Source organism: Streptomyces sp. NPDC026538, from assembly GCF_055567535.1.
In genome coordinates, this window is the sequence record NZ_JBVHQG010000002.1 from 1,341,877 (window position 1) to 1,361,484 (window position 19,608).

The following is a 19,608-nucleotide window of genomic DNA, read 5'->3' on the forward strand; positions in this document are numbered from 1 at the left end:
GTCGGAGATAAGTGTTATCGCCATAAAAGATATGGATCGTGAGAATCATGTAAGGCCGTGACTCCGGTCGGCGGGCGTGATGGCATGGGCGGCATGGAGTTGCGGGAGCTGCGAGCGTTCGTGGCGGTGGTGGAGGAGGGCGGCCTGTCCGCTGCCGCGCGGCGGCTGCATGTGAGTCAGCCCGCCCTGTCTCAGACGATCAGCGGGCTGGAGCGGCAGCTGGGTGTTCGGTTGCTGCTGCGCGGGCACAGCGGGGTGCGGACCAGCTAGGCGGGGAACGCGCTGGCCGGCGAGGCACGGGCGGTGCTCGCCCGGCACGATCAGGCACTGCGGGTGATGGCCGGGTACGCCGGTCCGGGCGGCGGTGCACTGCGCGTCGGGATCCCCCTGGAGCTGCCGTCCGGGCTGCTCGACCCGGCGCTCGCCGAACTGGCCGAGGCCCATCCGCAGACGCGGGTGCAGGCTCGGCATCTGTCCACGGCGGAGCAGCTGACCGCGCTGCGCGCCGACGAACTCGACCTCGGCTTCCTCCGGGAACGGCCGTCGGGGCCGGAGTTCGACGCGCTGCTCCTCGTACGGGAGACGCTCGGTGTGCTGATCGCCGTCGAACAGGCCGCCGAGCTGGCCGGTCCCGACGGCATCCCGCTCGACGCGCTCGGTTCCCTGCAGTGGGTCGGGTTCCCGCGGGCCGGAAGCCCCGCCTGGTACGACGAGCTGACCGCGATCCTGCGCGGGCACGGCCTCGACCTCGGTCCGAAGGCGCCCGAGGGGCAGGCCCTGATCGGCGACGTGAAGCTGGCCGCGGTCGCCTCCGGGCAGGCCTTCGCGCTGGCTCCGCCGGGCTGGCAGCAGCCGTTGCCCGACCACGTGACCTGGTCACCGCTGATCGGCCACCCGCTGGTGCGGCGCACCTGGGCGGTATGGCCGTCCAGCTCCCGCCGCCGCGACCTGGGTCGCTTCGTCGCGGCCCTGGACCGGGCGGTGCGGGACTGAACCGGGCGGTGCGGGACTGAGTCTGCGGCGCTGAAACCGCGGCCGGCCGAACGCGCTCCGCCGTAGGTGCCGCGATGGGCCGTCGTTCGGCTGCGGTGGCGTCGTGGCCGTCGTGGCTGGTCGCGCCCACCCGGCGGATCCGCACACGGGCACAGCCCCACGCCCCTTCGGGGCGCCGCCGAACCGCAGCCGACGTTGCTCGGCCCGTCGGCGCGTCAGCCGACAGAGCCGGGGGCGCCCGCCGGCATGGGCCGGCGCCTTCGGGTGTCAGACGGCCGTGCGGCCGCCGTCGACCGGCAGGATCGCGCCGTGTACGAAGCTCGCCGCGTCGCTCGCCAGGTAGGCGATCGCCTCGGCGATCTCCCGAGCCTCGCCGGCCCGGCCGGCGGGCGCCAGTGCGGCCAGGGCGTCCAGGTCGTCGCCCATGCCGGCCGTGCCCTCGGTGCGGGTCGGGCCGGGCTCCACGGCGTTCACCCGTACGCCCCGCGGGCCGAATTCGGCAGCCCAGGCCTTGGTCAGCAGGTTGACCGCGGCCTTGCTCGACCCGTACAGCGCCATGCCCGCGAGGCCGAACTCGGCGACCACCGTGCTGACGTTGACGATCGCACCCTGCCCGCGCTCGGCCATGCCCGGTGCCAGCTCGGCCACCAGGTAGAACGGCGCCTTCACATTCAGGTCGTAGACGGCGTCCACGTCGCTGGACGGCGTCTCGGCCGTCGCACCGAACGGGAAGATTCCGGCGTTGTTGACGAGGATGTCCACGCGGCCGCCGCCCAGTTCGGTGGCCCGCCTGGCCAGCTGCCGCACCGAGTCGGCGTCCCTCAGCTCGGCCGCCAGGAAGTCGGCTTTGCCGCCACGCTCCCGGATGGCCGCGACCACCTTGTCACCGCGCTCCGCGTCCCGTCCCGCGACCAGCACATGGGCGCCCCGTTCGGCGAACAGGGTCGCGGTCGCGGCGCCGATACCGCTGGTGGCGCCGGTCAGAAGGGCTACGCGTCCGGTCAGATCAACAGTTCCCATGAGAGGTCCTCAGGTGTGAAAAGTGGGGGGCGAACCGGTCGTCCCGTCACCTCGTCCATGAGGTGACGGGAGTCCTCAAGCACCCGGACGCACCGCGGATTCCGGTCCGGCCATCGGCGGATCCGATGGCCTCCATAAGCGCGCGGACCGGCCTGCCGTGCCGGCGGTCACCGTCCTGGCCGTACCGCGTTTGCGCCGGTCAGGGTGGCCGGGCAGCCCGAGGTTGCGCTTATGAAGGGTCTTCGTCAGGCCTATGGCCGCAGGGCGATCTCCGCGCGTTCAGCGGTTACATGACCCGCACGGCACGGGGAGTCACCGCGTCGCGGGTGGTGACCCAGCGGCTCGGACCGGCACCGATCGTCATGTGAGGCAGCGATGAGCGCGCCACAACAAATCGGCACAAACGGTACTTACGATCTTATCGTCCTGGTCGCCGGACCGGTCGGGCAGAACATCGCCGACCGCGCCCGGGCCGCCGGTCTATCGGTGCCGGCCGTCCTGGAGTGGGAACTCGTCGGCGGCGAGTGCTCCTCCTGGGCCTGGTCGCGCAGGGGCCGACCGAGGCGGGCGCGGACGTGCGGACCGGCGTCCGCGTGACCGCCCTGCGCCGACCGGACCCCGCCCACCAAAACGGCCCAGCCCACCTCCGGCGCCCACCAAAACGGCCCGGCCCACGTCGGGCGTCCGTCAAGACGGCTCAGCCCCTCCCCGGCATCCTCCGGAAGAGTTCGTTCAGGTCCGTCTGCGGGATCTGGTGCTCGGCGTAGGAGAAGGTGCCCCGGTCCGCCAGCTCCTTCGCCGTGGCGAGCAGCTGCGCGTACATCGCCCGGGCGATGCTGCCGCCCACCGTGACCCGGCGTACCCCGAGGTCGCGCAGGTCGGCCAGTGACAGGGCATTGCCGGTCAGGCCCATCACCACGTTCAGCGGGCCGTCGATCCCACGCACCAGCGTGCCGATGGTCTCCGCGTCGGCCGCACCCGGCACGAACGCGCAGTCCGCGCCCGCCGCCAGATAGGCGTTGGCCCGCCGGACGGCCTCGTCGAGCGGTCCTCCGGTGAGCAGCACGTCGGTGCGGCCGACCAGGACGAACGGCTCACCGGCCATGTCGACGGCTTCCCGGGCGGCACGGATGCGGTCCGCCGACAGTTCCGGCTCGTAGAGCGGCCGGGAGCGGTCGCCGGTGAAGTCCTCGATGTTGCCGCCGGCGGCTCCGGTCGCGAGGGTCAGCGAGATCGTCTCGGCCACGGTTTCGGGCGCCTCGCCGAACCCGTCCTCCAGGTCCGCGCTCACCGGGATCCGCACCTCGGCGGCGATCTCGCCGATGCGGCGGACCATGGTCGCACGGTCGACCCGGTCGCCGTCCGACGATGTGTCGACGTAGTCGTGGTCCGGGCGGCCCAGGGAGAAGGCCACGCCCGCACTGGTGGTGGCCACGGCCGGGAAACCGGCCGACTCCAGGACACGGGCGCTTCCCGCGTCCCAGGCGTTGGGGAGCAGGAAGCAGCCCTCCCGGTGCAACTCGACGAAGCGTGCGGCCAGTTCCCGACGTTGAGTGTCCACGATGCCCAGCCTGTCAGCCGGCACTGACAACGAGGCTCCCCCTCGCCGTGGCCAGCGCGTGGCGAGGTCCAGAGGGCCGATGTCGGTGAGCGTGTTCGGCCGGGCTGAGCACGATGATCGCCCCGCCGCGGGCCGCGCCGCCACCCTTCTCGTCGGCGGCCGCCGTGGCCCGCGTGAACTCGACGATGCGCTGGACCGTCCACAGGCTGGCGCCGGACCGCGTACCCCCGGACCGCGTACTGTCGTGGCCGTCCGGCACCCGCACCCGATGGACGCCCCAGGAGGAACCGCCCCGTGACCTGCCGAGTCATTCTCATAGCCCCGGCGATCACACCCTCGCTGCGGCGGGCCCGCTTCGACGACGGTGACTCCATCGAGAACCCGGAGGCGGTGGCGCTGTCCCTGCCCGCCGGCCGGGCGGTCAGCTCTCCCAGCGTGCGCTGTCGTGAGACGGCGACCGCGCTGGGCCTCGACGCCTCGGCGGAGCCCGGGCTGTCGGGCCTGGACGTGGGCCGCTGGCGGGGCCGGTCGCTGGAGGAGGTCAGCGCCGCGGAGCCCGAGGCGCTGGTCCCCTGGCTGTCCGACCCGGGGGCCGCGCCGCACGGGGGCGAATCGGTCCGGGGGTTCTGCGCGCGGGTCACCGAGTGGCTGGAGACGACGGGCCGTACCACCGGCCGGACGATCGCGGTGGTGGAGCCTGAGGTGGTTCGGGCCGTGGTGCTGCACGCGCTCGGGGCGCCCGAGACGGCGTTCTGGCGCGTGGACGTCCCGCCGCTGGCGGCGACGGAGGTGACGGGCGGCCCCGGCCGCTGGAACCTGCGGCTCGGCCAGGTCGGCGGGCAGGGAGTCTCCGGCGAGGTGCGGTAAATCCGCTGGAACGGCGCGCCCCGCCCTGCCTAGGGTCGCGCCATGACCACCCGCACCTTCCGTATCACCGTCCGCGGTGTCTTCGACGGTCTCGGCGCCGAGCAGCGCGCCGAGCTGCTGTCCCGGGCCGCCGACCACGACGTGTTGCGCGCGGCCTTCACTCCCGAGGGCCATCTCAGTTACGACATCGCCGCGCGGGCCGCCTTCACCTTCCGCTTCCTGGACGCGGGGGAGGAAGAGGAGGACATCCTGGCGGCGACCGAACGCGCCGAGGAGGCGGCCAGGGCGTGGCTCGCCGAGCGCGGCTACGGCTACAAGAACCTCCGGTCCAAGGCGGAGGACCTCTCGCAGGCACCCCTCGGCAAGCGGCAGCGCCGGGCCGCCGCGCAGCAGGGCTGACCCCCCGGGAAGCGGCCACGGCGGCCTGAAGTCGCCGTGGTTCAGGTCACGTTGGGCTGTGGCCGGATTGTGGAGGCCAGGTGTCCGCGGGCGTGGCATGCTCGGGGCCACACCGAGTTACCGGCCGGTTCTACCCGCCGGTAGCCACCGTCGGTGCCTCTTCGTCACCCCCCACTCCCAGGACTGACCTTGCGCAGACGCACGAGGCCCGGGCATGCCCTCATGCCCGCCTTCGCCGTGACCGCCCTCCTTCTCTCCGCCGGCTGCTCCGCACCCCCGCACCAGAGCTCCACCGGGGACCGCGCCGCCGAGACCGCCCGGGTCTCCGACGACACCACCGCAGCCGCCCGCACGGACGGCCGGTCACTCGCCGTCGCCGCCGCGCCCGCCGCGCCCGCGACCGCGGCCGCCGGTTCGGCGGGTTCGGGCCGCCCGGCGCACCGCACCACGCTCACCGTCAGCTCGTACGACAGCAAGACCCGACGAGCCGTCATGTCCAAGCGGGCCAAGGGGAGTCCGGCGTCACCGACCGTCTCCCCCAGCGCCTCGGCGTCGCCCTCGCCGTCCGCCGCGACCGGGCCGGCCGCCGTCGGTGACGTGATCGCCAGCGCACCCGCGCCCGGCGCCCCGGACGGACTGCTCGCCAAGGTCACCAAGGTGATCGGCGAGACCGACGAGGGCACCGAGGTGCAGACCGAGCCCGCCACGCTCGACGCCCTGCTGGGCGATGACACCGCGAAGGGCACCGTGCCGGTCGATCCGGACGCCTTCGACGTGGACAAGCTGCTGCCCGACGTCAAGGTGTCCTGGGCCAAGTCGGGTGATGTGCACGTCGGCCCGGAGGGCGCCACCGTGCCGCTCGGCAGCCTCCGGCTGGACGTCAGCGCCGAGATCCCGACCGCCGCGGGCGCTCCGGCCTCCGCTTCCGCCTCGGTGTCCGGCTTCGTCCAGGTCGCCCCGCAGGTCGACTTCGCCTACGGCGGCGCGGGCACCGGCAGCGCGCCCGGCACCGCCTACCTCGGCGTGTCCGGCGACTGGAACTCGGGCTGGGCGGTCAGGGGCCGGGCCGCGGCGGCCACCGCCACCCCGCTGCGCGTCCCCTTCGCCAAACTGCACGCCGACCCCGTCCTCCAGGTCGGCCCGGTCCCCGTCGTGGTCAACCTCGACCTGACGTGCTACCTCCAGATCACCGGCGACGGCAGGATCACCGTCGATGTGGAGCAGAGCCTCAAGGGCGACTTCAGGGCGGGCGGCACCTTCGGCACAGCCCAGGGCTGGACGCCGGTGAGCAGCTCCGACATGACGAGCACGCCGGTGCGGACCTCGGTGACCACCGCCGGCAGCGTCAAGACCGCGCTGGGCGCCGAAGCCTCGGTCGGCCTCTACGGCGCCGTGGGCGTCACCGCCGACCTGGCCCCCTATCTGCGCGGCGAGGCCTCCGGCACGGTCACCGCCGACTCCGCGACCCCGGGTGTCGATGCCCGGGGCGCCTGGAGCCTGTACGGCGGTGTCGACCTCTCCGGCACCCTGCGCCTCCAGCTGTCGATCTTCGGTACGCCGGTGCTGCAGCGGAGCGTCCCGCTGGGCGCCCTGCACCGCGAGTGGAAGCTGGCGGGCGGCTCGCTCTGAGCCCCGGTCAGGCCTCGCCGCCGGATATCCAGCCCTGCCGGCGCAGCTCGGCCGAGACGTCCGGCGCCCGGTAGTGCTCGCCCTTCAGCACCTTGCCGTCGGCCCGGCGGGCGACCTGCCCGTCGGGCCCCAGCTTGCTCATGTTGGACCGGTGGATCTCGGCGATCACCGCGTCGAGGTCGATGCCGTGCACCAGCGCGGTGCCGTACGCCACGTAGACCACGTCCGCCAGTTCGTGCGCGAGCCGGTCCAGGGGCCCGGCGACGGCCACCTCGGCGACCTCCGCGGCCTCCTCGGCGAGCAGCTCCCCGCGGTGCGCGGCCAGCTCGGGGGACACCTCCGTCGGCGTGGTGCGGGCGTCCAGACCGAAGGCGTGATGGAACTCTCTGACGAGGCGGGCGGGCGAGGGGCCGGTCGGGGAACTGGTCGAGGAGCTGGTCATGCGAACGACTCTAGCGGCCGCCACTGACAGCCCGGGTCCCGCCGCCGTGCCCCCCGGCCCTGGTCAGGAGCGGGACCGGCTGGCAGGATCGCGCGCATGTCAAAGGTGTTCCCCCGTATCGGCAGGCGCCGCGCTCTCCAGGGCTCGGCCGCGGGTGTCGTCGCGTTCGGCCTGCTGCTGTGGTGGCTGCTGCCGCTGGGCGAGAACCCGCCGACCGGGACGATCACCTTCAGCACGGGGACGCTGAGCGGGGTCTACCAGGAGTACGGCGTACGGCTGCGCACCGAGCTGGGCCGGGACATGCCGGGGCTGAAGGTGAAGCTGGTCCAGAGCGCGGGGTCGTACGAGAACGTCCGGCGGGTGGCGACCGGTCAGGCCGACTTCACCATCGCGGCGGCCGACGCGGTGGAGACGTACGAACTGAACGGCGGCCGGGGCGCCGACCGGATGCGCGGGGTGGCGCGGCTCTACGACGACTACGTCCAGCTCGTGGTGGGGCGTGACTCGGGCATCACCAGCGTCGCGCAGCTGCGGCACAAGCGGGTGGCGATAGGACTGCCCAACTCGGGTGTCCGGCTGATCGCCAACCGGGTGCTCAGGGCCGCCGGGATCGACCCCGGGAAGGACATCACCCCGGTGGCCGACGGCATCGACACCGGTCCGGAACGGCTGCGGAAGGGCAAGATCGACGCGTTCTTCTGGTCGGGCGGACTGCCGACCAAGGGGCTGCGGGACCTCGCGCGGAAGTACAGCTTCACGTTCGTCCCGATAGACGGCGGCCTCGTCTCCAAGCTGCACTCCGAGAGCGAGGCCGCGCTCTACTACCGGGCGACCAACATGCCCGAGTCGGCGTATCCGTCGGTGCAGCAGGGCACGCCGGTGGCGACGATCGCGGTCTCCAACCTCCTCATGACCCGCAAGGACATGGACCCGCGTCTCACCGAGTGGGTGACCCGCACGGTCATCAAGAGCCGGGACGACATCGGCGCCCACGTCCACTCGGCCCAGCTGGTGGACCTCCGCACGGCGATCTACACGGACCCGCTACCCCTGCAGGAGGGCGCACGACGGTACTACCGCTCGGTGAAGCCTTGAAGCCCCCTTGATCAACCCCGACCGCCCCGCACCCGCACCCACGCCCACCGCGCTCCTCACCCGCTCCGCGGCACCGAAACGGTCACCCGCAGCCCCCGCGGCTCACGGTGCTCGTACGACAACGAGCCGCCCCCCGCCGCCAGCAGCGCCCGCGTGATCGACAGCCCCAGCCCCGACCCCTGCACGTTCTGATGCCGACCGCTCCGCCAGAACCGGTCCCCCACGCGCGCGAGTTCCTCAGCGGTCAGCCCCGGCCCCGTGTCGGTCACCACGACCTTCGACACGCCACCGTCGGCCGCGACGTCCACCTCCACCGAACCCCCCTTCGGTGTGAACTTCACCGCGTTGTCGATCACCGCGTCCAGCGCGCTGGACAGCGTGATCGGGTCGGCCCATCCGGTGGTCGCCGGGCACTCCCCGCTCAGCCGGACCCCCTTCGCCGCCGCGGCCGGTGCCCACGCCGCGACCCGCTCCGCCGCCAGCCGCCCGATGTCCGTCAGCATCAGGTCCGCCTCGGCGTGTTCGGCCAGCGCCAGGTCGAGCAGGTCGTCCAGCACCTGGGCGAGCCGCTTGCCCTCGGTGCGGACCGAGGCGATCTCCTCGTTGCCCTCGGGGAGTTCGAGGGCGAGCAGTTCGATGCGCAGCAGCAGTGCGGCCAGCGGGTTGCGCAGCTGGTGGGAGGCGTCGGCGACGAACGCACGCTGCTGTTCCAGCACGTCCTCGACGTTGTCCGCCATCTCGTTGAACGCCCGGGCCAGCCGTCTGAGTTCCGGCGGACCGCCGGCCGCCGCGACCCGGGACTTGAGCCGGCCGCTGGCGATCTCGTGGGTGGTGGCGTCGAGTACCCGTACGGGCCGCAGCACCCACCCGGTCAGCCGTAGCGCCGCGCCGACGGCGAGCAGCATCGCGGCGAACTCGCCGGCACCGATGAACAGCCAGCCGCGCAGGGTCCGTGAACGCATCGGCCCGGTGGGCGAGTCGGTGACCACCACGGCGACGACGTCACCGTCGCGGATCACCGGCGAGGCCACCACGAGCCGGGTGCGCTGCCAGGGCCACACCTGCCGCGGGTCATGGCTGCGCCGGCTGAGCAGCGCCTCGGCGTAGGCGTCGCGTACCTCGCCCGTCTGCGGCAGCACCCAGTCGTCGGGCGCGTTGGCCATGGAGGACGCGTTGCGGTAGAAGACGCCCGCGCGAATGCCGTACACCTCGTAGTAGCTGATGAGTTCGCGGTGGAGGGTCTCCTGCCGGTCGTCCGTGCGCATGGGACGCGCGCTGGTGGGTGTGCCGGTGACGAACTGGGCGAGGGCCGCGAACCGCGCGGTGTCGTCGATCCGGTCCACGACGACCTTCTGCTGCTGGGCGGCGGCCACGCTGACCGCGAGGGGGATGCCGAGCGCGAGCAGGACGGCCGCCAGCAGGACGATGAGCAGCGGAAGCAGACGTGTGCGCACCCGTCCCCGCTACGCGGCCGGGGCGACGAGCCGGTAGCCCACGCCGCGTACGGTCTCGATGAGCGCGGGCATGCGCAGCTTCGCGCGCAGGGAGGCGACATGCACCTCCAGGGTGCGGCCGGTCCCCTCCCAGCTGGTGCGCCAGACCTCGCTGATGATCTGTTCCCGGCGGAAGACCACGCCGGGCCGCTGAGCGAGCAGCGCCAGCAGGTCGAACTCCTTGCGGGTGAGCTGGACGACCTTGCCGTCCACGCTGACCTGGCGGGTGGGCAGTTCTATGTGGACGGAGCCGAGCCTGAGCGTGTCGTCGCCGTCGGCCGGACCGTCCTCGTGGTGGGTACGCCGGCTGACGGCGTGAATCCGGGCGAGCAGCTCCCCGGTGTCGTACGGCTTCACCACGTAGTCGTCCGCGCCCAGGTTGAGGCCGTGGATGCGGGAGCGGACGTCGGCGCGGGCGGTGACCATGATGACCGGGGTGCTGGTGCGCTTGCGGATCTTGCCGCAGACCTCGTAGCCGTCCTGGTCGGGCAGTCCGAGGTCGAGCAGGACGACGTCGTAGCCGGCGCCCTCGGGGACGAGCGCCTGGAGGGCCTCCTCGCCGCTGCGGGCGTGGGTGACGGAGAAGCCGTGCCGGGCCAGGACCGCGGAGAGTGCGGCGGCGACGTGGTTGTCGTCCTCCACGAGCAGCAGTCTCATCCCGGCCCCCTCCGGTTCAACGTTCGTTTCGTCCTGGTTCGTTCTCGGCTTGCCTGCGGAGAACCTGTGCCTTGTAGAAAACGCGCGCACGCGCGCGTGCACGATGGCAGTCACGCTGATGGACGACGATGGCGTCAAGCCCGTTCCGGCGGCGCGCAGGTTCCGTTACCCGGCCGATACGCACAGAGGTCACGGCTGCTACGACATGTGCCCGAATGCTATCGGATCGTGATGCTCAGATCTCCCTCAGATGTAATGACGCTGGTCATGCGCGGTAACTACATTCCTCCGCAACCGAGGAGGACGGAGCCCGATAGCGATGACCGAAGTATCGGTGGCCAAGGAAGATGTGGCCGCGACCGGCGAACTGGTCGTCCTGAAGAGCGTCAACAAGCACTTCGGCGCGTTGCACGTGCTCCAGGATATCGACCTGACGATCGCCCGCGGCGAGGTCGTCGTGGTGATCGGGCCCTCCGGGTCCGGTAAGTCGACTCTGTGCCGCACCGTCAACCGTCTGGAGACCATCGACTCCGGAACGATCACGATCGACGGCAAGCCGCTGCCCCAGGAGGGCAAGGAGCTGGCCCGGCTGCGCGCCGACGTCGGCATGGTCTTCCAGTCCTTCAATCTCTTCGCGCACAAGACGGTGCTCGAGAACGTGATGCTGGGTCAGGTGAAGGTCCGCAGGACGGACAAGAAACAGGCCGAGGAGAAGGCCCGTGCCCTGCTCGACCGGGTGGGGGTGGGCACCCAGGCCGACAAGTACCCCGCGCAGCTCTCGGGCGGCCAGCAGCAGCGCGTGGCGATCGCGCGGGCGCTGGCGATGGACCCGAAGGTCATGCTCTTCGACGAGCCGACGTCGGCCCTCGACCCCGAGATGATCAACGAGGTCCTGGAGGTCATGCAGCAGCTGGCCCGGGACGGCATGACCATGATCGTCGTCACCCACGAGATGGGCTTCGCGCGGTCGGCCGCGAACCGGGTTGTCTTCATGGCGGACGGCCGGATCGTCGAAGAGGCCACGCCCGACCAGTTCTTCAGCAACCCGCGCAGCGACCGGGCCAAGGACTTCCTGTCGAAGATCCTGCACCACTGAGGCGCGGCGGGACCCGCTTCCTTTCCCAGACGTCTTCACCAAAACGAGGGATGTTCATCATGCAGCTCCGCAAGGTCACCGCCGCCTCGGCCGCCGTGCTCGCGCTCGCCCTGTCCGCCACGGCGTGCGGCGGCAGCGACAAGGGCGACGACAGCTCGTCGGGCGGCGGCAAGATCAAGGTCGGCATCAAGTACGACCAGCCCGGCCTCGGCCTCCAGGAGCCGGACGGCTCCTTCTCGGGCTTCGACGTGGACGTGGCCACGTACGTCGCCGGACAGCTCGGTTACAAGCCGAACCAGATCGAGTTCGTGCAGACCAAGAGCGCCGACCGCGAGAACGCCCTGGCACGTGGTGACGTGAAGTTCATCGCGGCCACCTACTCGATCACCGACGAGCGCAAGCAGAAGGTGGACTTCGCCGGCCCGTACCTGCTGGCCCACCAGGACCTGCTGGTCAAGAAGGACTCGACGATCGCCAAGGGCACGGACCTCAACGGCAAGAAGCTGTGTTCCGTGACCGGTTCGACCTCGGCGCAGAACCTCCACGACACGATCGCCCCGAAGGCCAACCTCAAGGAGGTCAGCACCTACTCGGAGTGCATCGCCGGCCTCCAGAGCGGGTCCGTCGACGCCGTGACCACGGACGACTCGATCCTCGCGGGCTTCGCCGCGCAGGACAAGTACAAGGGTCAGTTCAAGCTCGCGGGTCTGAAGCTGAGCAACGAGAACTACGGCGTCGGCGTCAAGAAGGGCGACTCCGCCACCCTCGACAAGATCAACAAGGCGCTCGAGAAGATGGTCAGCGACGGCTCCTGGAAGAAGGCGGTCGACGCCAACTTCGGCCCGGCCGAGTACAAGAACGAGCCCGCCCCGAAGATCGGCGTGATCGTCAAGTAAGGCGCGGTTCCGCGCGCCCCGCGGATCCCGGCCGACGCAGGGATCCGGCAGGTCGCACGGTTCCTCGGGCGCGCCGCCGCCGCCGCTTCCCCTGGCGGCGGCGCGCCATGCCCTCCACCTACGCCACACACCCGGAAGCGCGGGAAATCGTGTTCGACTTTCTTCAAGGCTACGACGTCCTAGGGGCGTTCTGGACGACGGTGAAACTGGCCGTCTTCTCCGCCGTGGGCTCCCTGGTCTGGGGCACCCTGCTGGTCGCGATGCGGGTCAGCCCGGTCCCGCTGATGCGGGGGTTCGGCACGGCCTACGTCAACATCGTCCGGAACATCCCCCTGACGGTCATCATCATCTTCACCTCGCTCGGTCTCGCCGACATCTTCGGCGTCACCCTGGGCGCCGACGACTTCGCGGTCCAGGGCTTCCGGCTGGCCGTACTCGGTCTCATCGCCTACACCGCGGCCTTCGTCTGCGAGGCGATCCGCTCCGGCATCAACACGGTGCCCGTCGGACAGGCCGAGGCGGCCCGCGCGATCGGGCTGAACTTCTCGCAGACGCTGCGGCTGATCGTGCTGCCGCAGGCCTTCCGCGCGGTGATCGGCCCGCTGGCCAACGTCCTGATCGCCCTGACCAAGAACACCACCGTGGCGGCGGCGATCAGCGTGGCCGAGGCCGCCGCCCTGATGAAGACGATGATCGAGAACGAGGCCCAGACGGTGGCCATCGGCGCGGTCTTCGCCTTCGGCTTCGTGGTCCTGACCCTCCCGACCGGCCTGTTCCTCGGCTGGCTCGCCAAGCGCCTGGCGGTGAAGCGATGAGCTCGGTTCTGTACGACGCCCCCGGGCCCCGCGCCAAACGGCGCAACGTCCTCCTCTCCGTCGTCTTCGTCCTGCTGCTCGCCCTCCTGCTGTGGTGGGTGTGGCAGAAGATGGACGACAAGGGCCAGCTGAAGTGGGCCCTGTGGCAGCCGTTCACCACCTCAGAGGCGTGGACCACGTATCTGCTGCCGGGCCTCGGCAACACCCTCAAGGCCGCGGCCCTCGCCATGGTCATCGCCCTTCCGCTGGGCGCGGTCTTCGGCATAGCCCGGATGTCCGACCACGCGTGGATACGTGTCCCGGCCGGGGCCGTCGTGGAGTTCTTCCGCGCCATCCCGGTCCTGCTGCTGATGCTGTTCGCCATGGAGTTCTACGTCCGCTCCACCGACGTCGGCAGCGACGAACGGCCGCTGTACGCGGTCGTCACCGGCCTGGTGCTCTACAACGCCTCGGTGCTCGCCGAGGTCGTGAGGGCCGGTGTCCTGGCCCTGCCGAAGGGGCAGACGGAGGCGGCGTACGCGGTCGGTCTGCGCAAGGGACAGACCATGACCGGCATCCTGCTGCCGCAGGCGGTCACCGTGATGCTGCCGGCCATCGTCAGCCAGCTGGTGGTGATCGTGAAGGACACCGCGCTGGGCGGTGTGATGCTCCAGTTCACCGATCTGCTCAACGCCCGCGGCACGCTGGCCGCCAACTACGCCAACGTCATCCCCAGCTTCATCGTCGTGGCGATCATCTTCATCCTGTTGAACCTGGTCCTCACCACGTTCGCCTCCTGGCTGGAGCGCCGGCTGCGGCGCAGCAAGCGCGGCACCGGCGCGGTCCTGGGGGCCGAGGAGGTCAACGACCTGAACGTGGCCGAGGTCGGCGGCGGGTTCGCCACGGGAGCTTCCGCCTGACACGGAGTCAACCCGGGCGACGCCCACGGAGGCAGCGGTCGTACGATCGCTGCCTCCGCCGTTTTCCGGGCCGTCGGCCGGCCCGCGCGCCCGCCATGCTGACGTGTCCCCGGGTGCGCCGCTTGACCGGGTGGCGCCCAGTCTGTTGCATACGTTCTGTGATCGTGCACCCTGCTCAACCAACCTGTTCATCCGTGTCCGTCGGGACTTGCGTACGGGCAGGGGGCGCCGCGCCGTGGACCCGGTGATCATTGTCGGAGCGGGGCCCGTCGGGCTGACGCTCGCGCTGGCGCTGGCCCGTCAGGAGGTGCCGTCCGTCGTCCTGGACGAGGGGCCGGGCAAGGACGAACCGCGCCCGGCGCGCACGGTGGTGCTGCGCGAGGACACCGCCGCCCTGCTGACGCGGCTGTCCGGCGCCCCGCTGGACGAGCTGGGCACCCGCTGGACCGGATGGCGCTCGATGCGCCGCAAGCAGGTGATGCGCGAGGTCGTCTTCGACGAGGCCGGTGAACCGTCCCCGCTGCACATCGCCCAGCACACGCTCACCAACGCCCTGCGCGCCGCGATCGCCGACCAGCCGCTGGTCAGGGTCGCCACGGAGAGCCGGCTGGACGCCGTGGAGCAGGAGCGCTCCGGTGTCACCGCGCACACCCGTGGCCCCAAGGGCACCTGGTGGCGCGGCAGTTACCTGGTGGGCTGCGACGGCCCCCGCTCGACCGTGCGCAAGCTCCTGGACATCCGCTTCCCGGGCCGTACGGCGGTGGAGCGGCACGCGGTCGCCGCGCTGCGCACGGAACTTCCGTGGCCCGGTCAGGCGTTGCTCCATCGGACCCCGCCGTGGCGGATGTCCGGGCCCTCGGCCGGGGAGGTGACCGCCCGCCCCCTCCCGGACGGCGCCTGGCGCCTGGACTGGCTGCTGCCGCCCGGCAAGGACCTGGTCACCCCCGAGCTCCTGGTGAACCGGATCCGCGAGACCCTGGCGGCCTGGACGGACGGCACCACAACGCCGTACGACCTGCTCGACACCGGTGTGCACACCGTCCACCACCGTCTCGCCCGGCGGTGGCGGGTGGGCCGGGTGTTCGTCGCCGGGGACGCGGCGCACCTCCTCGGCGCGTTCGGCACGCACGGGCTGGAGGAGGGCCTGCGGGACGTGGACAATCTCGCCTGGAAGCTGGCCCCTGCCTGGCACCACGGTCCGCACGAGGCGCTGCTTGACAGCTACCAGACCGAGCGGCGGGCGGTGGTCGCCGCCCGGCTGCGCGCCGCCGACCAGGTGCTGCCGGTGCTGCGCGGCGGTGGCGGGCTGCGCGGGATCGTGCCCGGCACGGCCCGGGGGCACGACGCGCTCCTCACCGACGGTCACCTGGGGCACGGCCCGCTCGGTGCGCCAGGGGCGTACGCCGACTCACCGCTCGCGCCAAGGCACCTGGAGCACGAGATCCCGGTCGACACCCCGCCCGGGGCGCCGGTCACCGACGTCCGGGTCACCGCGGAGGACGGCACCTTCGTACAGCTGCGCTCACGGCTCGGCCGCGGCGCGCTGCTCGTCGTCCTCATCGCGCCCGGTACGGGGGTGTGGGACCGCAAGCACTGGGTCTCCGCCGGGATCATGCCCCGGCTGGCCGCGGCCGTGACCGCGCTGCCGCACCCCGCCGAGCTGCTGGTCGCCGAGGCCTACCCGGGCGCACCAGCGCATTCGGTGCTTCTCGTGCGCCCCGACGGCCATCTGGTCACCGCCCTCAACGGGGTCCGCCCGGCCGATCTGTACGCGGCCGCCGAGGCGACGCTGGGCGGCAAGAACCCCGAGACCACGGAGGCGGAGGCGGCGGCACAGGCCGGATCCGGCGCGCGGTGAGCGCGCGGTCCACATAGTGACAGTGAGTTGACCCGCCCGCACCGGCATGGTCTACTCCGCAACGTGAACGACACCACTGTGCGCCTGTGGCGGAAGGTCCATGTTGACCTGGTCCGCTATGCGGGCTGCGTGTGTCTTCCGTCCTGCTGAATTCGCTTTTTCTCCTTCCTTCTCCGGGGCGCCGTCCGCGCCCCCTTCGGCGAATCTTCATCAGGAACGGTGCACGTGTCTGCCTCTCTCTCCACCCCGTCCTCCCCCGTTTCCCCGTCCGCCTCCGCGTCCGGCGTCGCGCCCACCCAGGCGGACCTCCTCGACTTCGTCCGGCGTACGGCCGCCGACACCGAGCTGATCTCCTCGCTCCCGCTCGACCCGCAGGGCCGCACCTGGGTACGGCTCGACGGCCCCGGCGGCAGCGAGGCCTGGCTGATCGGCTGGCCGCCCGGCTCCGGCACCGGCTGGCACGACCACGCCGAGTCGGTCGGCGCCTTCCTCACCGCCACCGGTGAGCTGAAGGAGTACTCGCTCGCCACCCGGCTGCCCACCGACGGCTGGAAGACCCTGGAGCTCTCCGAGGACGTCGACCGCGAGCGTCGGCTGCCCGCCGGAAAGGGCCGCTCCTTCGGCCGTGACCACGTCCACGAGGTGCTCAACGAGTCCACCGAGCACCACGCGATCTCCGTCCACGCCTACTACCCGCCGCTGCCGCGGATCCGTCGCTACAGCCGCAGCGGACCGGTGCTGCGCCTGGAGCAGGTCGAGCGCCCGGAGGACTGGCAGTGAGCGGCGCCGGACAGCACCCCGTGGGCATCGACGAGTTGCTGGAGCGGGTGCGGGCCGACTACCAGCGCGTGGCGGCGCACGAGGCGTACGAGGCGGCGCAGGCCGGAGACGCCCTGCTGGTCGACATCCGGTACGCGGCGCTGCGCGAGCGGGACGGGGTGATCCCGGGCGCCCTCGTCATAGAACGCAACGAGCTGGAGTGGCGCCTGGACCCCCAGGGCAGCCACAAGACCCCCGAGGCCACCGGCCACGACCTCCGGATAGTCGTGATCTGCAACGAGGGCTACGCCTCCAGCCTGGCCGCCGCCTCCCTGCACCAGCTGGGCCTGCACCGCGCGACAGACCTGGTCGGCGGCTTCCAGGCCTGGAAGTCAGCGGGACTGCCGGTCAGCCCTGACAACGACGGCGACCTCTAGTCCTTCGGCCCTCTAGTCCTTCGCCGTCGCCACCGTCACCGCCGGCACCCGCAGCGCCACCCGGCCGGGAAGGGCGGCGGCCACCAGCGCGAGCAGCGCGGCGGTCGCGAGGACGGTCACGTACAGCAACGGCGTGACCGTCGGTGCGGCCCGGCCCGTCATGCCCACGCTGAACGCGGTCAGTACCGCGAGCGCGATGCCGCTGCCGAGGGCTGTGGCCAGTACCAGCACCGACAGCACCTCGGTCCGCAGCATCCGGAGCACCTGACGGCGGGTTGCCCCGGCCAGCCTGAGCAGCGCGAACTCCCGGACACGTGCGGCGACCGACATGGCGAGCGTGTTGACGACGGCGATGGCGGTGAAGGCCAGGACCAGCCCCATGGCCAGGTAGTTGACCTCGGCGTTGTCCTGTTGCCGGTCGGCCTGGAGAGAGTCGGCGGCGGTCGGCGAAAGAATCCGCACACCCGGGAACTCACGGAGCGTAGTCGCGAGTTGTGTCTGTGTACGGGCCGTGCTGACGAGGACGGAGGAGGCGAGTGGGTTGTCCACGTGGTGCGAGACGAGGTCGTGGGCGAAGGTGAGATCGCCGAAGCCCAGACCCCGGGCGTAGACGGCGGCGACGGTGAGCGTGGCGGGCGTGCCGTCGCCGAGGGTGAGTCTCAGAGTGCTGCCGGGCGTCAGGTGGTGCTGGTCGGCGGCCAGTTCGCTGACGGCGACGGTGCGGTCGGTGAGGCGGCCGAGGGAGCCTGCGGTGACCTCGGGGTCCCAGGTGCGGGTGAGGCCCTCGGGGGTGACGCCCTGAGCCGGGTACTTGTCGAGTCCGACGCGGACGGTCGTGCGGACCACTTCGGTGACGGCGTCGTGGTGGGTACGCAACCGCTGTGCGGCTTCGGCCGGGACGCCCGGTCCCCGGGCGGCGACGACCCAGTCGGCGGTGACCCCTGCGCGGGCCTGGGCGCGGGCGGCGTCGCCGAGGGTGGACTGGACGAACAGCACGGTGCAGGTCATGCCGATGAGCAGGGTGAGAGGGGTGACGACGGAGGCCATTCGGGCGGCGTTGCCGCGCAGGTTGGCGGTGGCGAGCCGGCCGCCGTGACCGGTGAGGCGCAGCGGTCCGGCGAGCAGCAGCGCGGCCGCTTTGACCAGCAGCGGGCCGAGCAGGGCGACGGAGGTGGAGAGGACCACGACGGCGAGGAAGGTGACGGGAGTCGATGCGGGTTCGGTGCGCAGGGAGGTGAGCAGGACGACGAGCACGACTCCGCCGGCGAGCAGCAGCAGACCGGCGGCGATCCGCCCCCGGGCGGGCCGGGCGGGTTCGATCCGGGACTCGGCCAGCGCCTCGGTCGGCCGGATCCGGGTGATGCGCCGGGAGGCGATACGGGCGGCGGCCCAGGCGCCGGTCAGGGTCGCGGCGAGCGCGGCTAGCGGCGGGAAGACGCCGGTGGTGTGCTGAAGGGTGGCCGGTACGGCGCCCAGGGCGACGAACCTGGTGTGCAGCCAGGCGCCGAGCGGAAGCCCGAGGAGTGCGCCGACGGTGCCGGCGGCCGCGCCGACGATCAGTGCCTCGCGGCCGAGCAGCCGGCGGATCTGGCCGGGGGTGGCCGCGATGGCCCGCAGCAGGGCGAGCTCGCGGTGGCGCTGCTGGACGGTGAGCCCGAAGGTGCCGACCACCACCAGGATCGCCACGAGCAGCGCGGTGCCGCCCATGGCGCCGCCCATGCTGACCAGCCGGACCCTGGCGGCGGCCGCGTCCAGGAACTCGACGGGGCCACGGTCATTCCCGGTGGAGACCTGGGCGGTGGTGCCGTGCAGTGCCCGCGTCACCGTCCGCTTCAACTGCTCGGCGTCGGTGCCGGGGGCGGGCAGTACGCCGAACGCGGTGACCTGCCCGGGGTGTGCGGCCAGCCGTTGGGCCTCGGCGGTGGAGAAGAAGAGGGACGTCTGATGGCGTACTTCGGTGGCGGGGGCGGCGATTCCGGTGATCCGGTAGACGCGCGGGGCCTGCGTCGACTGCACGGTGAGAGGGTCACCGGGGCGCAGCCGGGCGCGTGCGGCGAAGTCGCGGTCGACGACCAGGTCGGTGGCGGCCCTGGGCGCGGTGCCGGCGACCAGCCGGTACGGGGTGAGTGCGGCGGACTCCCAGGCGTGCCCGTAGGCGGTACGGCCACCGGTGCCAGCCGGGGTCGACGGCTCGGCGAGGAAGGTCAGTTCGGGCACGACACGGGAGACGCCGGGTGCCTGGGCGAGCCCTGCCGCCAGGTCCGCCGACAGCCAGGCGCGTTCGGCGATGGGTTTCGCCTTGTGCTTGACCTTGGTCTTGCCCTTCTTGTGTTTGACGGTGGTGCGGTGGACGTACTGGTCGCCGGAGACCACGACAGGCGTCGCCGCATAACGTTCGGTCCGGATCGTGCCGGCCAGACCGGTGTCGAGGAGAGTGCCGCACGCGGAGATCAGCGCCGCCGCACACAGCAGGGCGAGGAAGGCGCCGAGAAACCCGGCCTTGCGGGCGCGGACGGTCCTGAGGGCGTAACGCAGCATCATGGCGTACACGGTTGTTCACGTACGGGTCCCCGGGCACTGCGGTGGTCCGGTGTCTTGGGATGGGGATAACCCCACCCCGCGTACAGGCCGGAGTCCTCAGACCTGGCCGCCGGTCAGACCTGCCTGCTCGTCAGGCCCGTCTGCCCGTCAG

General features: G+C 71.9%; 20 protein-coding genes and 1 pseudogene. 15 read left to right on the plus strand and 6 right to left on the minus strand.

The features are described from left to right. Nucleotides 1-57 precede the first annotated feature (57 nt). Both ACZ4N4_RS12875 and ACZ4N4_RS12880 read left to right on the plus strand, forming a co-directional pair. A complete protein-coding gene (locus tag ACZ4N4_RS12875; RefSeq protein ID WP_467587559.1) occupies nucleotides 58-270 on the plus strand; it encodes a LysR family transcriptional regulator in 213 nt (70 codons plus the stop codon). Nucleotides 271-303: 33 nt separating this feature from the next. Continuing rightward, nucleotides 304-993: a LysR family substrate-binding domain-containing protein gene (locus ACZ4N4_RS12880; protein WP_467587561.1), complete on the plus strand. Its 690-nt coding sequence runs from the start codon at nucleotides 304-306 to the stop codon at nucleotides 991-993. A 267-nt stretch (nucleotides 994-1,260) separates the two neighbouring features. Here the strand turns inward: ACZ4N4_RS12880 and ACZ4N4_RS12885 are convergent, their stop codons facing one another. Next, nucleotides 1,261-2,013, minus strand: a complete 753-nt coding sequence (locus tag ACZ4N4_RS12885) for an SDR family NAD(P)-dependent oxidoreductase (protein WP_467587564.1) — start codon at nucleotides 2,011-2,013, stop codon at nucleotides 1,261-1,263. A 375-nt stretch (nucleotides 2,014-2,388) separates the two neighbouring features. Here ACZ4N4_RS12885 and ACZ4N4_RS12890 point away from each other — a divergent pair. Beyond that, nucleotides 2,389-2,553, plus strand: a pseudogene (locus tag ACZ4N4_RS12890) (pyridine nucleotide-disulfide oxidoreductase); the annotation flags it as partial. A gap of 157 nt (nucleotides 2,554-2,710) precedes the next feature. On the opposite strand, the gene ACZ4N4_RS12895 reads toward ACZ4N4_RS12890, so the two are convergent. Then, nucleotides 2,711-3,574 (minus strand): isocitrate lyase/PEP mutase family protein, encoded by an 864-nt coding sequence (locus ACZ4N4_RS12895; RefSeq protein WP_467587566.1) that lies wholly within the window; start codon nucleotides 3,572-3,574, stop codon nucleotides 2,711-2,713. A 294-nt stretch (nucleotides 3,575-3,868) separates the two neighbouring features. Here ACZ4N4_RS12895 and ACZ4N4_RS12900 point away from each other — a divergent pair, with 294 nt between their 5' ends. From ACZ4N4_RS12900 to ACZ4N4_RS12910, 3 genes are all read left to right on the plus strand, one after another. Then, nucleotides 3,869-4,441 carry a histidine phosphatase family protein gene (locus ACZ4N4_RS12900; RefSeq protein ID WP_467587568.1) on the plus strand — a complete coding sequence of 191 codons (573 nt, stop codon included), beginning with the start codon at nucleotides 3,869-3,871 and terminating at the stop codon, nucleotides 4,439-4,441. Nucleotides 4,442-4,483: 42 nt separating this feature from the next. Beyond that, entirely contained in the window at nucleotides 4,484-4,840 is a 357-nt protein-coding gene (locus ACZ4N4_RS12905) for a DUF6204 family protein (RefSeq protein WP_453565681.1), read from the plus strand. Nucleotides 4,841-5,062: 222 nt separating this feature from the next. Beyond that, the gene (locus ACZ4N4_RS12910) at nucleotides 5,063-6,469 is read left to right on the plus strand and encodes a hypothetical protein (RefSeq protein WP_467587571.1); all 1,407 of its coding nucleotides are present in this window, start codon (nucleotides 5,063-5,065) and stop codon (nucleotides 6,467-6,469) included. 7 nt (nucleotides 6,470-6,476) lie between these two features. Here ACZ4N4_RS12910 and ACZ4N4_RS12915 read toward each other — a convergent pair whose 3' ends face one another. Then, complete coding sequence (locus tag ACZ4N4_RS12915) at nucleotides 6,477-6,911, minus strand: pyrophosphohydrolase domain-containing protein (protein WP_450767112.1); 435 nt, start codon at nucleotides 6,909-6,911, stop codon at nucleotides 6,477-6,479. Nucleotides 6,912-7,007: 96 nt separating this feature from the next. Here ACZ4N4_RS12915 and ACZ4N4_RS12920 point away from each other — a divergent pair, with 96 nt between their 5' ends. Further along, nucleotides 7,008-8,006 carry a TAXI family TRAP transporter solute-binding subunit gene (locus ACZ4N4_RS12920; RefSeq protein ID WP_453565673.1) on the plus strand — a complete coding sequence of 333 codons (999 nt, stop codon included), beginning with the start codon at nucleotides 7,008-7,010 and terminating at the stop codon, nucleotides 8,004-8,006. 56 nt (nucleotides 8,007-8,062) lie between these two features. On the opposite strand, the gene ACZ4N4_RS12925 is transcribed toward ACZ4N4_RS12920, so the two are convergent. Continuing rightward, a complete protein-coding gene (locus ACZ4N4_RS12925) occupies nucleotides 8,063-9,460 on the minus strand; it encodes a sensor histidine kinase (protein ID WP_467587575.1) in 1,398 nt (465 codons plus the stop codon). Nucleotides 9,461-9,469: 9 nt separating this feature from the next. After that, nucleotides 9,470-10,156 (minus strand): response regulator transcription factor, encoded by a 687-nt coding sequence (locus ACZ4N4_RS12930; protein WP_453565669.1) that lies wholly within the window; start codon nucleotides 10,154-10,156, stop codon nucleotides 9,470-9,472. 319 nt (nucleotides 10,157-10,475) lie between these two features. On the opposite strand from ACZ4N4_RS12930, the gene ACZ4N4_RS12935 reads away from it, so the two are divergent. The 8 genes from ACZ4N4_RS12935 (at nucleotide 10,476) to ACZ4N4_RS12970 (ending at nucleotide 16,916) form a co-directional block, all read left to right on the plus strand. Further along, complete coding sequence (locus ACZ4N4_RS12935; protein ID WP_453565667.1) at nucleotides 10,476-11,252, plus strand: amino acid ABC transporter ATP-binding protein; 777 nt, start codon at nucleotides 10,476-10,478, stop codon at nucleotides 11,250-11,252. A gap of 59 nt (nucleotides 11,253-11,311) precedes the next feature. Continuing rightward, nucleotides 11,312-12,148 carry a glutamate ABC transporter substrate-binding protein gene (locus ACZ4N4_RS12940; protein ID WP_453565665.1) on the plus strand — a complete coding sequence of 279 codons (837 nt, stop codon included), beginning with the start codon at nucleotides 11,312-11,314 and terminating at the stop codon, nucleotides 12,146-12,148. Nucleotides 12,149-12,297: 149 nt separating this feature from the next. Next, the gene (locus tag ACZ4N4_RS12945) at nucleotides 12,298-12,963 is read left to right on the plus strand and encodes an amino acid ABC transporter permease (protein WP_453566610.1); all 666 of its coding nucleotides are present in this window, start codon (nucleotides 12,298-12,300) and stop codon (nucleotides 12,961-12,963) included. Continuing rightward, a complete protein-coding gene (locus ACZ4N4_RS12950) occupies nucleotides 12,960-13,862 on the plus strand; it encodes an amino acid ABC transporter permease (protein ID WP_453565662.1) in 903 nt (300 codons plus the stop codon). Before ACZ4N4_RS12945 ends, ACZ4N4_RS12950 begins: the two co-directional genes overlap by 4 nt. Before the next feature lie 235 nt (nucleotides 13,863-14,097). Next, nucleotides 14,098-15,720: an FAD-dependent monooxygenase gene (locus tag ACZ4N4_RS12955; RefSeq protein WP_467587579.1), complete on the plus strand. Its 1,623-nt coding sequence runs from the start codon at nucleotides 14,098-14,100 to the stop codon at nucleotides 15,718-15,720. Nucleotides 15,721-15,798: 78 nt separating this feature from the next. Next, nucleotides 15,799-15,870 carry a putative leader peptide gene (locus ACZ4N4_RS12960; protein WP_311737274.1) on the plus strand — a complete coding sequence of 24 codons (72 nt, stop codon included), beginning with the start codon at nucleotides 15,799-15,801 and terminating at the stop codon, nucleotides 15,868-15,870. A gap of 75 nt (nucleotides 15,871-15,945) precedes the next feature. Continuing rightward, nucleotides 15,946-16,500 (plus strand): cupin domain-containing protein, encoded by a 555-nt coding sequence (locus ACZ4N4_RS12965; RefSeq protein WP_453565659.1) that lies wholly within the window; start codon nucleotides 15,946-15,948, stop codon nucleotides 16,498-16,500. Then, a complete protein-coding gene (locus ACZ4N4_RS12970) occupies nucleotides 16,497-16,916 on the plus strand; it encodes a rhodanese-like domain-containing protein (RefSeq protein WP_453565657.1) in 420 nt (139 codons plus the stop codon). Before ACZ4N4_RS12965 ends, ACZ4N4_RS12970 begins: the two co-directional genes overlap by 4 nt. Nucleotides 16,917-16,928: 12 nt before the next feature. Here ACZ4N4_RS12970 and ACZ4N4_RS12975 read toward each other — a convergent pair whose 3' ends face one another. After that, nucleotides 16,929-19,457 carry an ABC transporter permease gene (locus ACZ4N4_RS12975; protein WP_467587584.1) on the minus strand — a complete coding sequence of 843 codons (2,529 nt, stop codon included), beginning with the start codon at nucleotides 19,455-19,457 and terminating at the stop codon, nucleotides 16,929-16,931. Between the last annotated feature and the right edge of the window lie 151 nt (nucleotides 19,458-19,608).

What these genes read in the sequence shown, in the direction of transcription:
- ACZ4N4_RS12885 (WP_467587564.1), bottom strand. Translation starts at nt 2,013, where the DNA reads ATGGGAACTGTTGATCTGACCGGACGCGTAGCCCTTCTGACCGGCGCC.
- ACZ4N4_RS12905 (WP_453565681.1), top strand. Translation starts at nt 4,484, where the DNA reads ATGACCACCCGCACCTTCCGTATCACCGTCCGCGGTGTCTTCGACGGT.
- ACZ4N4_RS12910 (WP_467587571.1), top strand. Translation starts at nt 5,063, where the DNA reads ATGCCCGCCTTCGCCGTGACCGCCCTCCTTCTCTCCGCCGGCTGCTCC.
- ACZ4N4_RS12915 (WP_450767112.1), bottom strand. Translation starts at nt 6,911, where the DNA reads ATGACCAGCTCCTCGACCAGTTCCCCGACCGGCCCCTCGCCCGCCCGC.
- ACZ4N4_RS12920 (WP_453565673.1), top strand. Translation starts at nt 7,008, where the DNA reads ATGTCAAAGGTGTTCCCCCGTATCGGCAGGCGCCGCGCTCTCCAGGGC.
- ACZ4N4_RS12930 (WP_453565669.1), bottom strand. Translation starts at nt 10,156, where the DNA reads ATGAGACTGCTGCTCGTGGAGGACGACAACCACGTCGCCGCCGCACTC.
- ACZ4N4_RS12935 (WP_453565667.1), top strand. Translation starts at nt 10,476, where the DNA reads ATGACCGAAGTATCGGTGGCCAAGGAAGATGTGGCCGCGACCGGCGAA.
- ACZ4N4_RS12940 (WP_453565665.1), top strand. Translation starts at nt 11,312, where the DNA reads ATGCAGCTCCGCAAGGTCACCGCCGCCTCGGCCGCCGTGCTCGCGCTC.
- ACZ4N4_RS12950 (WP_453565662.1), top strand. Translation starts at nt 12,960, where the DNA reads ATGAGCTCGGTTCTGTACGACGCCCCCGGGCCCCGCGCCAAACGGCGC.
- ACZ4N4_RS12975 (WP_467587584.1), bottom strand. Translation starts at nt 19,457, where the DNA reads ATGATGCTGCGTTACGCCCTCAGGACCGTCCGCGCCCGCAAGGCCGGG.